The sequence below is a fragment of the Brevundimonas sp. UBA7838 genome, assembly GCF_002500885.1.
Classification (GTDB): domain Bacteria; phylum Pseudomonadota; class Alphaproteobacteria; order Caulobacterales; family Caulobacteraceae; genus Brevundimonas; species Brevundimonas vesicularis_C.
This window is the reverse complement of record NZ_DLTK01000094.1, coordinates 1-11,990: the sequence shown is the minus strand read 5'-3', so window position 1 is coordinate 11,990 and position 11,990 is coordinate 1. Positions and strand designations below refer to the sequence as shown.

The window sequence follows — 11,990 nt, the reverse complement described above, 5'->3', positions numbered from 1 at the left end:
CATTGATCATCTCCGGCCCGCCGCCAGGGTCCGCCGGGCAAGAGGCCCGACCGGCGCATGACGGCCCGTCGATTCCGACGGCGTTCGGATGAGTATGTGGTTTGAAAGACCCGCGGTTCAAGCGTGACCGCGGAACGGCCCACACCTGCGTGGCGACAAAGCCGCCGATCGCGCCGCTTTAGGTCCGCATTACGCCCGGCGACGCTTTCGACATGGCCGCTTTACGGGGATCGGGCGTCTTCTGCGGCTCCAAGGAGATGACCATGAGCCGTTCGCACCTGTTGGCCGAGACCCTGAAGCGTCCAGCGCCGGCGCCGACAACCCTTCAAATGGCGATGACCTTCATCGGCGCCCTGTTCGGCGCCCCAATCCGCAAGGGCCGCGCGCGATGATGCAGGGCCATATCGAGGGCGGCGTGACACGCGCCGCCCCTCCCAGACGATACAGGGTCGTGCCTCGCGCCAGCGGTTGGGCCGTGGCGGTCAACAACGCCTGCACCCGCCCCCTGCCCGATCGCATCTCGGCCGAACGCCTCGCCGCTCGACTTCAGGCCGAGGCCGACCGCCTGAACCGCGACCAACATCGCCGCACCCAATGATTACGCCCCTAGCCTCACCACCCGCCGTCGAAAGCCTGACGATCCAGCCCGTCGGCGATCGCTGGCGCATCACATCAAGCGACGGCCTGTTCGAAGACGTCTTCACCGACGCCAAAAGCGCCGTCCGCTGCGCCAAGGCCGAGGCCGAGGCGCATCCAGGGCATGTCCTGATGCTGACCGAGTTCGTTTGACGCCTTGAGTTCACGAAAAAGGCCGGAGCAAAAACGCTCCGGCCTTGATCAGTTCAGGATTTTTCATCGGCTCAGGCGGCGCCGTCGGCCTTTTTCTTGGAGGCTTCCGAGTAGATCAGCAGGGGCTGAGCCTTGCCGTCGATGACTTCCGCATTGACCACCACCTCTTCGACGCCTTCGAAGGTCGGCAGTTCGAACATGGTCTCGAGAAGGATGCCTTCCAGGATCGAGCGCAGGCCGCGCGCGCCGGTCTTGCGGGTGATGGCCTTCTTGGCGACGGCGATCAAGGCGTCGTCGGTGAAGGTCAGTTCAACATTCTCCATCTCGAACAGACGCTTGTACTGTTTGACCAGGGCGTTCTTGGGCTCGGTCAGAATTGTGACCAGCGCCGTCTCGTCCAGGTCTTCCAACGTCGCCAGCACGGGCAGACGACCGATGAACTCGGGGATCAGGCCGAACCGCATCAGGTCGTCTGGCTCGACACCCTTCAGAATGTCGCCGGTGCGACGTTCATCGATCTCCTTGACCTGGGCGCCAAAGCCGATCGAAGCCCCTGCCCCGCGCGCCGAGATGACCTTCTCCAACCCAGCGAAGGCGCCGCCGACGATGAACAGGATGTTGGCGGTGTCGACCTGCAGGAATTCCTGCTGCGGATGCTTGCGACCGCCTTGCGGCGGCACGGAGGCGACGGTGCCTTCCATGATCTTCAGCAGGGCCTGTTGCACGCCTTCGCCCGACACGTCGCGCGTGATCGAGGGGTTGTCCGACTTGCGCGAGATCTTGTCGATTTCGTCGATATAGACGATGCCGCGCTGGGCCCGCTCGACGTTGTAGTCGGACGCCTGGAGCAGCTTCAGGATGATGTTCTCGACATCCTCACCCACGTAACCGGCTTCGGTCAGGGTCGTGGCGTCGGCCATGGTGAAGGGCACGTCGATGATGCGCGCCAGCGTCTGGGCCAGCAGCGTCTTGCCCGAGCCCGTCGGCCCGATCAGCATGATGTTCGACTTGGCCAGTTCGACGTCGTTGTTCTTCGTCGCGTGGTTCAGGCGCTTGTAATGGTTGTGGACGGCGACCGAGAGCACCTTCTTGGCGTGCGCCTGGCCGATGACATAGTCGTCCAGCACGTCGCGGATTTCCTTGGGCGTAGGCACGCCGTCGGTCGTCTTCTTGAAGCCGATCTTGTGCTCTTCGCGGATGATGTCCATGCACAGTTCGACGCATTCATCGCAGATGAAGACGGTCGGGCCCGCGATGAGCTTGCGGACCTCGTGCTGGCTCTTTCCGCAGAACGAGCAGTAGAGGGTGCTTTTGGCGTCGGTGCCGGCTGCTTTGGTCATAGACCCTTATCTCACTCCCGCGGGCCGGACCGAAATGGCCCGAAACGCGCTTCCCTCACATTGATTCCAGCACTCTGGATGCGAAGGTCTTCAAAAAATGACAATCACCCATCACACGTTCCGGAACAACCCCGAAGGCGGCAGGGGATTGTTGCAGTGCGTGGATGGATCAGTGTCGACGGGGATCAAGGCGAATGTCTGACATGGGTATTGTGCAGGAAATACGCCAGTCCACGGGGAATGGACCTGCCATCGTCGCCTTCGATTTCGACGGCACGCTGACGATTCGAGACAGCTTCACCGAGTTCCTGCGCTGGCGCGCCGGTCCGGGCGCCTGGGCGCTGGGGTTGGTCAAGCTGGCTCCGGCCCTCGCCGCCTACGCGAAGGATCGCGACCGGGGCCGGATCAAAGCGGCCTCCGTCAGGGAGTTCCTGCTTGGCGTGAGCCGTCAGACACTGGAAGTGGAAGCCGCAGCCTTCGCCGAAGAGATCTGGCCGCGGTTCATGCGACCCGATGCGCTTGAGGTGTGGAACAGCTGGGGCCAACGCGGCGCGCACCGCGTCATCGTGACCGCGTCTCCTACGACGACCGTCGCGCCGTTCGCCCGCAAACTGGGGGCCGAGGCCCTGCTGGGCACCGAGTTCGTCTTCGACGCCAACGATCGAATCACCGGCGACTTCGCCGGCCCCAACTGTCGGGGTGAGGAGAAGGTGCGGCGGCTGAAGGCGGCCTATGGCGAGAACATGACCCTGACTGCCGCCTATGGCGACACCTCGGGTGACACCGAGATGCTGGCGATGGCCCAGCAGCCCGGCTTCAGGATCTTCCGCCAAAAGCCCTGAGGCTCAGTTGCCGTCGGCGTCCACATCGAACACCATCGCCTTGCCGCGCGAGGCCGGATCCCAGCCGGCCTCGATCGCCGAGGCGATAGCGGTGCGGACAGCGTCGACGTTGACGCGCTGCTTCTCCACATCCGGTCGTCCGTTGGGCCGAAGCGGCGGCGGAAACTGTACAATCGCTTCACGCTTGAAGTCCGCGTGGCGAAGGGACACAGCCATCCCCTCCCAGACGTTGCCGCCCTTGGGCTGAGGTTGGCGACGAAGCTCCCAGACGTAGCTTTCGCCATCGACATCGACCGTGCCGCTTTGATCTCGTGTGAACTGCATGACGGTTCCGATAGCACAAAATGAAAAGGGCGCGCCGCAACGGGCGCGCCCTTTCGTCTTTCGACAGCTGTCTTAGTTGCCGGGCGTCTTCGCGCCGTCGGCGTCAGCCTGCTCGCGGCGATCGTAAACATGGTCAACGATGCCCCATGCCTTGGCTTCCTCGGCTGACATGAAGTGGTCGCGATCCAGGGTCTTTTCGACCTCCTCATATGTCCGACCGGTGTGGTGGACGTAAATCTCGTTCAGACGACGCTTGGTGTAACGGATGTCGGCGGCATGCAGTTCGATGTCCGACGCCTGACCCCGGAACCCGCCCGAGGGCTGGTGCACCATGACGCGGGCATTCGGCAGGGCGATCCGCTGACCAGCGGCGCCCGCCGTCAGGATCAGCGAGCCAGCCGAAGCCGCCATACCCATCACTACAGTCGAAACCGGGCTCTTGATGTATTGCATGGTGTCATAGATCGCGAGCGCCGAGGTCACCTGACCGCCGGGGCTGTTGATATACATGCTGATTTCCTTCTTGGGGTTCTCCGATTCAAGGAACAGCAGCTGGGCGCAGATCAGCGACGCCATCCCGTCCTCGAACGGTCCCGTCAGAAAGATGATTCGCTCACGCAGCAAGCGCGAGAAAATGTCGAAGGAACGCTCACCGCGGCTGGATTGCTCCACCACCATCGGCACCAGGTTCATGTTCATCAGTTCGATCGGATCGCGCATTTAGCCTTCTCGGATGCAGTGGCGACGATTCAGCGTCGTCAGCCGGTTATGCTGCATATCGCGTTCGATGACACCCTGCGCAAGACGCCGGGTTCAATCGGACTGCGCGTCTTGCTGGTTCGCCGCTGCACGACGTCCTTTCTGTAGTCGTTCCGCGACCGCCGCCTCCTGCGCGGCGGCGGATGCGCGATCGGGCTCCGCTTCATATAGCGCTTGCAGATAGGCGCGGTCCCAGTCCGTGAGGCCGGTCACGTTCTGAGGATCACCAAATAAATTCAGCACAGTGGGCTGATCGGAGTAGTCGGCGCGGGGATCGACCTGCGCCAAGACGACCATCGCGGCGTAGTCCATCAGAGCCGGCAAAAGGACGCCACTGGCCTTGGTCATATCAATGACGACGGTCGCTGAGTTCAGGTCGTACCGCAGTGGCGACCTCATGCGGCTGACGGCCCGCGATCCAATCGAGGGCGGCTCTCCACCGGCGACACGGGCCGCCAGTTGGCCAGTGTCTGCTGAGACTGGCAGGGAAATGTGCCACCATCGCACTGGCGCATCGCTGGTTTTGAACCGTTCCAGCGCCGCCAAACCCATGTTCGTGTTGTCGATCGGAGGACGGAAACGACGACGCCAACCTTCCACCAGCGCAGATGCGACACTGGGACCATCCTCCGTGGCGATTATGAGCACATTGGCCGAGCAGCCAGGCTCGCCCACTCGAATTTCAAGATCATGAGCGATTTCGCCGATGCGATCTGCAAGCATCTGACCGTAGGGCGCCTTCAATCCGGCGACGCTGACGCAAAGCGGCGTATTCCACCGTCCAAGCCGCGCACCGGCGGGCGCGGTCGCAACACGCTGGACAAATTGGCGCGCAGCCTGCCGCGGCGACTGACCCTCGACCGTGATCTCCTCCAGATCTGTCGGGGGCGGCTGTGCCGGATCTTGCGCCTGCGCGCCTGCGGTGATGAGGGCGGCCAGAGCGACAGCGGAAAAAGACATTGGAGACATACCTGAAAAGCAAAATGGGCCCGCACTGCGGACCCATTCGACTTACAATCCAGGCGCCACAACCGCCAGTTACTGTCGCGTAATCGAGCGGAAAATCAGCCCTCGTCCTCGTCTTCCTTCAGCAGCTCTTCCTTCGTGATCGGTTTGTCGGTCACGTCCGCGACGCCCACGATCAGGTCGACGACCTTTTCTTCGTAGATGGGCGCGCGCATCTGGGCGGCGGCGTTGGGGTTCTGGCGGTAGAAGTTCAGGACGGCCTGTTCCTGGCCCGGATAGTTGCGGGCTTCCTGCAGGATGGCGGCGTTCAGTTCCTGGTCGGTGACCTGGACGTTGTTGGCGCGACCGATTTCGGCCAGCACCAAGCCCAGACGCACACGGCGTTCGGCGATCTTGCGGTATTCAGCCTTCAGATCTTCGTCCGACTTGGCGGCGTCTTCTTCCGGCAGACGACCAGCGGTCTTGTCAGCCTCGACCTGCTGCCAGATGCCGTCGAACTCGGCGTCCACCATCTTCGGCGGCAGCGGGAAGTCGTGGGCCTCATCCAGCTGGTCCAGCAGGGCGCGCTTCAGCTTGAAACGGGCGGCGCCGGCGTACTGCTGGTCCAGGTTGGACTTCAGCAGTTCCTTCAGCTTGTCCAGCGACTCCAGACCGATGCGGGTGGCGAAATCGTCGTCGATCTTGGATTCGGCTTCCGCCTTGATGGCCTTCACCTTGATGTCGAAGGTGGCCTTCTTGCCGGCCAGATGAGCGGCTTGATAGTTCTCGGGGAAGGTGACTTCGATGGTCTTCTCTTCGCCGACCTTGGCGCCCGTCAGTTGCTCTTCGAAACCGGGAATGAAGCGGCCCGAGCCGATCACCAGGTCCGCGTCCTCGGCGGCGCCGCCTTCGAAGGGCTCGCCGTCCAGCTTGCCCAGGAAGTCGATCGTCAGCTGGTCGCCCTCGGCGGCCTTGACGGTCTTGCCCTTCTTGTCTTCGTAGCTCTTGGCCTGACCGGCCAGTTCCGTCAGGGCCTCGTCCAGATCGGCGTCAGACGCTTCATAGGTCGGGCGCTCCAGCTTCAGGGTCTTGGGATCGACCGGCTCGAAGTCCGGCATGATTTCCAGCGACATTTCATAGGCCAGGTCTTCCTGACCAGCGATGACCTTGTCCATGTCCGAGGTCAGCTTCATCTCGGCCGGCGCGGCGGGACGGATCTTGGCCTCGTCGAGCGCCTTCTGGCTGGTTTCGTTCAGCTCGGCGTTGATGATCTCGCCCATGAACTCACGGCCGAAGGTCTTCTTGACGTGGGCGACCGGCACCTTGCCCGGACGGAAGCCCTTCAGCTTCACCTGCGGGGCGACTTCCTTGACGCGGGCTTCGAGCTTTTCATTCAGCTCCGCGACGGGAATGGTGACCGCGATCACGCGGCTGAGGCCTTCGTTCGACTTTTCGACGACTTGCATGGTCGGGATTCTGACGCTCTGGGGCGCATGAGCCATCGAGACGGCCGGCGCGGAATGGATAAAGCAAGAAGGCCGCCCCGTGTGGAGCGGCGCCTCGAAGCCCGCCCTTATGTCGAGAAGGGCCCGAAAGGTCAACGCGGGCGTAGTCAGAGCCGGTGGTTTCGCGGCCTTTGCGTGGCTATGTTGACCAAATGAGCCAACCCGCCTCCCCCATCGGCGTCTTCGTCACGCCCGTCACCCCGCTTCAACAGAACTGCACGACCGTCTGGTGCACCGCCACCAACAAGGCCGCCGTGATCGATCCCGGCGGTTCGGTCGATGCGGTCCTGGGCGAGGTTGCGCGACGCGGCCTGACGCTGGACCAGATCTGGATCACCCACGGCCATCTGGATCACGCGGGCGGCGCGGCCGAAATGCAGGAGAAGACCGGCACCCAGATCACCGGCCCTCAGAAGGCCGACCAGTTCTGGATCGACCGAATCGTGGAGAGCGGCCGGATGTACGGCCTGCCCGACGCCCGCCCCTTCACGCCCGACCGCTGGCTGGAGGATGGCGACACGGTATCGTTGGGGGAAACGATCTGGGAGGTGCGTCACTGCCCCGGCCATACGCCCGGGCACGTCATCTTCTTCAATCGCGCGGCGCGATTCGCTCAGGTCGGCGACGTTCTGTTCAAGAGTTCGGTCGGTCGCACCGACTTCCCGATGAGCGATCCGCCCGCACTGATCCGCTCCGTGATCGAAAAGCTTTGGCCGCTGGGCGACGACGTCACCTTTGTGCCGGGCCACGGGCCGATCTCCACCTTTGGTGAAGAGCGACGGACCAATCCGTTCGTGTCTGACGCCGCAATGCGACAGGCCCCGATCCAGCGTGAGCCGTCGGGGCCTGCCTGAGCCTGCTGATCGCGTGGTTTATCGGCGCAGGATCATGCCGATGATGACGCCGATGCCCAGTGCATAGAGCGTCGCCTTCATCGGATTGTCCTGAATGTCTTCCTGCACGCGATGAACGCGTCCGGAAATCTTCTCACGCACCAGGCCCGCATCTTCTCTGACGGCCTGACGGACTGAAGTGGTCTTGCCAAAGCTGCGGCCCTCGCCTTGGGCGAGAATTGCGTCGGCCTGTCGGTCCAGACGTTGGGTCAGATCATTGTCCTCCAGGACGATGTCGTCGGGTGATGTCGCGCCTATCGGGGTGTTGGTCATCTCGATCTCCGTGGTTCGCTGAACAAACCGGTGTTGCGACTCATGGTTCCTTTTTGAACGCGGGCGATCAGGGTGCGTTGGTTGATCGCACAAGGAGCCGCTCATGACCTATATCGAACCCACTCCGACCACGCCGCAACCCGAGATCCAGCCTGAGCCGGCGCAGCAGCCGGAAATACAGCCTTCAGACACGCCCGATGAAGTTCCGCCGATGGAACCGGATGTTGGCGGCGAAGGTGATTCGCGACCTTACGGTGCTGGGTAAAGTCAAACTCACGAACCCTTGAGGATCGTGACAGTAAAACAGAGTTCCCGACGGAACCGTCACCGAGTCACTGGGTTCACTTCAGCAAGCGCAACGGCAGCACTGAAAGGAACACGATGGACAGCCAACCCACACGCCCCTCCGGCGTTTCCAAGCGAGGTTTCGCCTCCATGGATCCCGAACGTCAGCGCGAAATCGCGCGCAAAGGGGGCGCAAGCGTCCCCAGCGAAAAACGCAGCTTCTCCCAAGACCGCAGCCTCGCCGCACAGGCGGGCCGCAAGGGTGGAGAAGCGTCGCACGGAACCAAGAAAGACGCGGACGCCGCCGACGGGCAATAGTCGGCGGAACTCGATACAAACAAGGGCGGCCCATCAATCGATGCGCCGCCCTTTTTCTTGCCGCGATCAGCCGCGCATTCGGCTCAGGCGCGCAGGACTGCCAAGGCGACGCTCGGCGCCGGAGAAGTATCAATGCGGACAACCGTCCAGCCGGAGGCGGCCGCCATGGCTTGGATCGATCCACGCGTGAACTTGCGCGAGCTTTCGGTGTGGATCGTCTCGCCGGTCACGAAGCGGAATGTCCGATCTCCGATGCGCGCGGTCGTCGGCGCGATCGCTTGCAGATGCATTTCCATGCGCGAGGCGTCCGGGTTCCACACGGCGCGGTGAACAAAGGCGTCCACATCGAAATCAGCATCCAACTCTTGATTGGCGCGGATCAGAACATTGCGATTGAAGGCCGCCGTGACGCCTTGGCTGTCGTCATAGGCGGCGACCAGGATCGCAGGGTCTTTGACCAGATCGACGCCCAGAATGAACAACGCCCCCTCGCCCAGCATCCGACGCGCCGCCGCCAGGAACTGCTCGGCCTCGTCCGGTTGCAGATTACCGATGGTCGAGCCGGGGAAGAAGCCGATTCGCCGTCCCGACGGCAGGTCTTCGGGCAGCGGCGCCAAATGCTCGAAGTCCCCCAAAACCGGCTGCACGCGCAGCGTCGGATAGTCATCGCGGACGCGAATGGCGGCGTCCATCAGAGCACTCTCGCTGATGTCGAGCGGAACGTAGGCGCCGAGGTCGGTGGCGGCGTCCAACAAAATCCGCATCTTCTCGCTGGCGCCGGATCCGAATTCGACCAGCACCGCGTCGGGGCCAAAGTCGGCTGTCAACTCTGCTGCGCGATCGCGCAACAGCGCCATTTCCTGCCGGGTCGGATAGTATTCGGGCAGCACGGTGATGTCTTCGAACAGGCGCGACCCGTCCGCGTCATAGAACCACTTCGGCGGCACGGCCTTTTGCGCACGCGACAGCCCTTCGATCATATCCTTTCGAAAGGCGGCGGTTTGGGCGTCGTCCGCTGCGGCGTCTCGCGCCACGGTCCGATCTTCAGCCAGTCTCAAACCCATGAAGGCCCACCTCTGTTGGGGATAGAAGAAGTTGCGATAGGTGATGCGGTCATGGCCCGGCGGTGTGGCTAACGATCCGCCTCGCAGCACCATCTGATTGGCCATGAACTTGCCGTTGTATTCGGCGGCGGTGCCCGGCGTCGGCTGAAAACCGGGATAGGGCGCATAGGCGCTGGACGTCCACTGCCACACTTCGCCAGCCAGGTTCGAGAACGCAACAGGCGAAGAGGCGGCGGCATGTTCCCATTCCGCCTCGGACGGCAGTCGCTTGCCGGCCCAACGGGCAAAGGCGTCGGCCTCATAAAAGCTGATGTGGCGAACCGGCGCAGCAGGATCGACAGGTTTACGCCCCGTCAGACCCATCACGGTCCAGTCGCCATCCGCCAAACGCCAATACAGCGGCGCGGTCCAGCCCTCTGCCTTGACCGTCGCCCAGCCGTCCGACAGCCACAGCTCGGAACGCGAATAGCCGCCATCCTGGATGAAGGCGATCCAGTCGCCGTTGGTCACCAGATCCGCAGCCAGAGCGAACGGCTCCAGCCAGACACGGTGCGCAGGCCCCTCATTATCGAAGGCGAAGCCCGCTTGGTCGTGGCCGATCGTCACCAGACCGCCGTCGAACGCCACCGTTCCACCGTGCCTGATCTGGAGCGTCTCGGCTCTGGGCTCGATCTCATAGGCGGCCGGGTCGAGCGGAGAGCGCGACATCAGGTTCAGCACATCCATCAGGAAAAGCTCCTGATGCTGCTGGTCGTGGTGCAGACCCAGCTCGAACAGATAGCGTTGATGGCCGCTGGTCTCGCCCTGCGCCAGCCAGGCGACCATGCGGCGGTCGATCTCTCGGCGATAGGCCAGGACCTCATCGACGGACGGGCGGGTCATCAACCCGCGCTGGTCCCGCCTGACCCGCTCCCCCAAAGCCTCATAGTAGGAGTTGAACAGCTGCTGAAAACGCGGATCGACGGGCTGGTATCCGGGATCGGACGACAGGATCATCGCCTCGAAAAACCAGCTGGTGTGCGCCAGATGCCATTTCCCTGGGCTGCAATCCGCCATCGACTGGGCTGACAGATCCTCGGCAGACAAACCTTCAGCCAAAGCGATCATGCGCGCGCGAACGGCCTTGAACTGCGCCACGTCTGACGCAACCCGCGGGTCGGGCTCGGAGCGCGCATTCATGTCAGCTGTCCCGTCCGACACCAGCCCCAGCGCCTTGTCAGTGCCGAACAAACGCACCAACAAGGCCAAGGTTCCCAACCACTTGGCGTTCGCGATCACGCATCAGAGCATCGGGCGGCCGCCATGTTTAGCGTATTCCAACCGCGCGATGGTGCGATTATGGACCTCGTCCGGGCCGTCGGCGATTCGCAAGGTGCGGACACCCGCGTAAAGCTCGGCCAAAGGCGTGTCGCCCGAAACACCGGCGCCGCCGAACGCCTGAATGGCGTCGTCGATGATCTGTAAAGCCATCTTCGGCGCGGCGACCTTAATCTGGGCGATCTCAGAGCGGGCGTTCTTGGCTCCCGCCTGATCCATCATCCAAGCCGCCTTCAGCACCAGCAGGCGGCACATCTCGATGTTGGTGCGCGCCTCCGCGACGCGCTGTTCCCAGACCGAATGCTCGGCCAACTGCTTCTTGAACGCCGTCCGGTTCAGCAGCCGCGTCACCATCAGTTCCAGCGCCCGCTCGGCCGCACCGATCGTGCGCATGCAGTGGTGAATACGGCCCGGGCCAAGCCGCCCCTGAGCGATCTCGAAGCCCCTGCCCTCGCCCGCGATCAGGTTCTCGACCGGCACGCGGACGTTCTCCAGCACGACCTCGGCATGGCCGATCGGCTTTTCATCATAGCCGAATACCGACAGCATCCGCTCGACGCGGAATCCAGGTGTGTCAGCCGGCACGATAATCTGCGACTGCTGGGCGTGGGATGCGGCGTCTGGATCTGTCTTGCCCATGACGATTGTCACGGCCAGATTCGGATGGCCCATATTGGTCGACCACCACTTGCGGCCGTTAATGACATAGTGATCGCCGTCCCGCTCAATCCGGGTCTGGATGTTGGTGGCGTCGGACGAGGCGACCTCAGGCTCGGTCATCAGGAAGGCCGAACGGATTTCGCCGGCCATCAGGGGCTTCAGCCAGCGCGCCTGCTGCTCGGCGTTCCCATACATATGGAGCACCTCCATATTGCCGGTGTCGGGGGCGTTGCAGTTGAACACCTCGGCCGACCACAGATGCCGCCCCATCATCTCGGCCAGCGGCGCGTATTCCAGATTCGTCAAACCCGCCCCGTGTTCGCCGGGCAGGAACATGTTCCACAGCCCGGCCTCCTTCGCGGCCGCCTTCATCGTCTCCATGACCGGCGGCTGACGGTTCGAATCCTCGCGCACCTGGGCGAAATATTCGGCTTCGCGCGGGATGACCTGCTCGTCCAGGAAGCGACGGACGCGGGCGTGCCAATCCAGGGCGCGGTCGGAATGTTTGAAGTCCATGTCGTTTCCTCTTTCCCGTTCGCGCTTCTATCGAGCGCTCGATACGAAAACGGCGCGGCCCCTGATCGGGAGCCGCGCCGCCATAACTGGTCGTTCAGACCGGCATCAGCGCTTCAGCAGCGGAGCCAGTTTCTGGGCGATCATCATATCGCCAGCGATC

15 protein-coding genes are annotated in these 11,990 nt (G+C 63.1%); 7 read left to right on the top strand and 8 right to left on the bottom strand.

The genetic code is table 11. The features are described from left to right. Window positions 1-263 precede the first annotated feature (263 nt). Genes B3T77_RS08080 through B3T77_RS08070 form a run of 3 tightly spaced genes read left to right on the top strand, consistent with a single transcriptional unit; the run spans window position 264 to window position 789 of the window. A complete protein-coding gene (locus tag B3T77_RS08080) occupies window positions 264-392 on the top strand; it encodes a hypothetical protein (protein ID WP_255353885.1) in 129 nt (42 codons plus the stop codon). Window positions 393-451: 59 nt separating this feature from the next. Then, entirely contained in the window at window positions 452-598 is a 147-nt protein-coding gene (locus B3T77_RS08075; protein ID WP_292078727.1) for a hypothetical protein, read from the top strand. Then, window positions 595-789, top strand: coding sequence for a hypothetical protein (locus tag B3T77_RS08070; protein ID WP_292078725.1), 195 nt, complete (start codon window positions 595-597; stop codon window positions 787-789). Before B3T77_RS08075 ends, B3T77_RS08070 begins: the two co-directional genes overlap by 4 nt. Before the next feature lie 71 nt (window positions 790-860). On the opposite strand, the gene clpX is transcribed toward B3T77_RS08070, so the two are convergent. After that, complete coding sequence (gene clpX / locus B3T77_RS08065) at window positions 861-2,129, bottom strand: ATP-dependent Clp protease ATP-binding subunit ClpX (RefSeq protein ID WP_055755232.1); 1,269 nt, start codon at window positions 2,127-2,129, stop codon at window positions 861-863. Window positions 2,130-2,323: 194 nt separating this feature from the next. Between clpX and B3T77_RS08060 the strand changes: the two genes are divergently transcribed. After that, on the top strand, window positions 2,324-2,971 hold the full coding sequence (locus B3T77_RS08060; protein ID WP_292078723.1) for an HAD-IB family hydrolase: 648 nt from the start codon (window positions 2,324-2,326) through the stop codon (window positions 2,969-2,971). A 3-nt stretch (window positions 2,972-2,974) separates the two neighbouring features. Here B3T77_RS08060 and B3T77_RS08055 read toward each other — a convergent pair whose 3' ends face one another. From B3T77_RS08055 to tig, 4 genes are all read right to left on the bottom strand, one after another. Next, a complete protein-coding gene (locus tag B3T77_RS08055) occupies window positions 2,975-3,295 on the bottom strand; it encodes a hypothetical protein (RefSeq protein ID WP_066625462.1) in 321 nt (106 codons plus the stop codon). A 72-nt stretch (window positions 3,296-3,367) separates the two neighbouring features. After that, window positions 3,368-4,015, bottom strand: a complete 648-nt coding sequence (locus tag B3T77_RS08050) for an ATP-dependent Clp protease proteolytic subunit (protein ID WP_292078719.1) — start codon at window positions 4,013-4,015, stop codon at window positions 3,368-3,370. Between the two features lie 93 nt (window positions 4,016-4,108). Beyond that, entirely contained in the window at window positions 4,109-5,014 is a 906-nt protein-coding gene (locus B3T77_RS08045) for a hypothetical protein (protein ID WP_055755228.1), read from the bottom strand. A 104-nt stretch (window positions 5,015-5,118) separates the two neighbouring features. Beyond that, window positions 5,119-6,465, bottom strand: coding sequence for a trigger factor (tig, locus tag B3T77_RS08040; protein ID WP_292078716.1), 1,347 nt, complete (start codon window positions 6,463-6,465; stop codon window positions 5,119-5,121). Window positions 6,466-6,656: 191 nt separating this feature from the next. On the opposite strand from tig, the gene B3T77_RS08035 reads away from it, so the two are divergent. After that, window positions 6,657-7,358 carry an MBL fold metallo-hydrolase gene (locus B3T77_RS08035; RefSeq protein WP_292078714.1) on the top strand — a complete coding sequence of 234 codons (702 nt, stop codon included), beginning with the start codon at window positions 6,657-6,659 and terminating at the stop codon, window positions 7,356-7,358. An 18-nt stretch (window positions 7,359-7,376) separates the two neighbouring features. On the opposite strand, the gene B3T77_RS08030 is transcribed toward B3T77_RS08035, so the two are convergent. Further along, the gene (locus tag B3T77_RS08030) at window positions 7,377-7,670 is read right to left on the bottom strand and encodes a hypothetical protein (protein WP_292078710.1); all 294 of its coding nucleotides are present in this window, start codon (window positions 7,668-7,670) and stop codon (window positions 7,377-7,379) included. Window positions 7,671-7,773: 103 nt separating this feature from the next. Between B3T77_RS08030 and B3T77_RS08025 the strand changes: the two genes are divergently transcribed. Together B3T77_RS08025 and B3T77_RS08020 are read left to right on the top strand one after the other, a co-directional pair. Further along, window positions 7,774-7,935 carry a hypothetical protein gene (locus tag B3T77_RS08025; protein ID WP_197458470.1) on the top strand — a complete coding sequence of 54 codons (162 nt, stop codon included), beginning with the start codon at window positions 7,774-7,776 and terminating at the stop codon, window positions 7,933-7,935. A 116-nt stretch (window positions 7,936-8,051) separates the two neighbouring features. Further along, entirely contained in the window at window positions 8,052-8,273 is a 222-nt protein-coding gene (locus tag B3T77_RS08020; RefSeq protein ID WP_039243609.1) for a general stress protein, read from the top strand. Between the two features lie 83 nt (window positions 8,274-8,356). On the opposite strand, the gene egtB is transcribed toward B3T77_RS08020, so the two are convergent. Together egtB and B3T77_RS08010 are read right to left on the bottom strand one after the other, a co-directional pair. Then, the gene (egtB, locus tag B3T77_RS08015; RefSeq protein WP_292078800.1) at window positions 8,357-10,516 is read right to left on the bottom strand and encodes an ergothioneine biosynthesis protein EgtB; all 2,160 of its coding nucleotides are present in this window, start codon (window positions 10,514-10,516) and stop codon (window positions 8,357-8,359) included. 102 nt (window positions 10,517-10,618) lie between these two features. Next, on the bottom strand, window positions 10,619-11,830 hold the full coding sequence (locus B3T77_RS08010) for an acyl-CoA dehydrogenase family protein (RefSeq protein ID WP_292078702.1): 1,212 nt from the start codon (window positions 11,828-11,830) through the stop codon (window positions 10,619-10,621). Window positions 11,831-11,990 lie beyond the last annotated feature (160 nt).

Excerpts from the sequence above, each read along its gene's own strand:
- clpX (WP_055755232.1), bottom strand. The coding sequence starts at position 2,129 with ATGACCAAAGCAGCCGGCACCGACGCCAAAAGCACCCTCTACTGCTCG.
- B3T77_RS08080 (WP_255353885.1), top strand. The coding sequence starts at position 264 with ATGAGCCGTTCGCACCTGTTGGCCGAGACCCTGAAGCGTCCAGCGCCG.
- B3T77_RS08030 (WP_292078710.1), bottom strand. The coding sequence starts at position 7,670 with ATGACCAACACCCCGATAGGCGCGACATCACCCGACGACATCGTCCTG.
- B3T77_RS08035 (WP_292078714.1), top strand. The coding sequence starts at position 6,657 with ATGAGCCAACCCGCCTCCCCCATCGGCGTCTTCGTCACGCCCGTCACC.
- B3T77_RS08025 (WP_197458470.1), top strand. The coding sequence starts at position 7,774 with ATGACCTATATCGAACCCACTCCGACCACGCCGCAACCCGAGATCCAG.
- egtB (WP_292078800.1), bottom strand. The coding sequence starts at position 10,516 with ATGAATGCGCGCTCCGAGCCCGACCCGCGGGTTGCGTCAGACGTGGCG.
- B3T77_RS08050 (WP_292078719.1), bottom strand. The coding sequence starts at position 4,015 with ATGCGCGATCCGATCGAACTGATGAACATGAACCTGGTGCCGATGGTG.
- B3T77_RS08020 (WP_039243609.1), top strand. The coding sequence starts at position 8,052 with ATGGACAGCCAACCCACACGCCCCTCCGGCGTTTCCAAGCGAGGTTTC.
- B3T77_RS08010 (WP_292078702.1), bottom strand. The coding sequence starts at position 11,830 with ATGGACTTCAAACATTCCGACCGCGCCCTGGATTGGCACGCCCGCGTC.
- tig (WP_292078716.1), bottom strand. The coding sequence starts at position 6,465 with ATGCAAGTCGTCGAAAAGTCGAACGAAGGCCTCAGCCGCGTGATCGCG.
- B3T77_RS08070 (WP_292078725.1), top strand. The coding sequence starts at position 595 with ATGATTACGCCCCTAGCCTCACCACCCGCCGTCGAAAGCCTGACGATC.
- B3T77_RS08060 (WP_292078723.1), top strand. The coding sequence starts at position 2,324 with ATGTCTGACATGGGTATTGTGCAGGAAATACGCCAGTCCACGGGGAAT.
- B3T77_RS08045 (WP_055755228.1), bottom strand. The coding sequence starts at position 5,014 with ATGTCTTTTTCCGCTGTCGCTCTGGCCGCCCTCATCACCGCAGGCGCG.
- B3T77_RS08055 (WP_066625462.1), bottom strand. The coding sequence starts at position 3,295 with ATGCAGTTCACACGAGATCAAAGCGGCACGGTCGATGTCGATGGCGAA.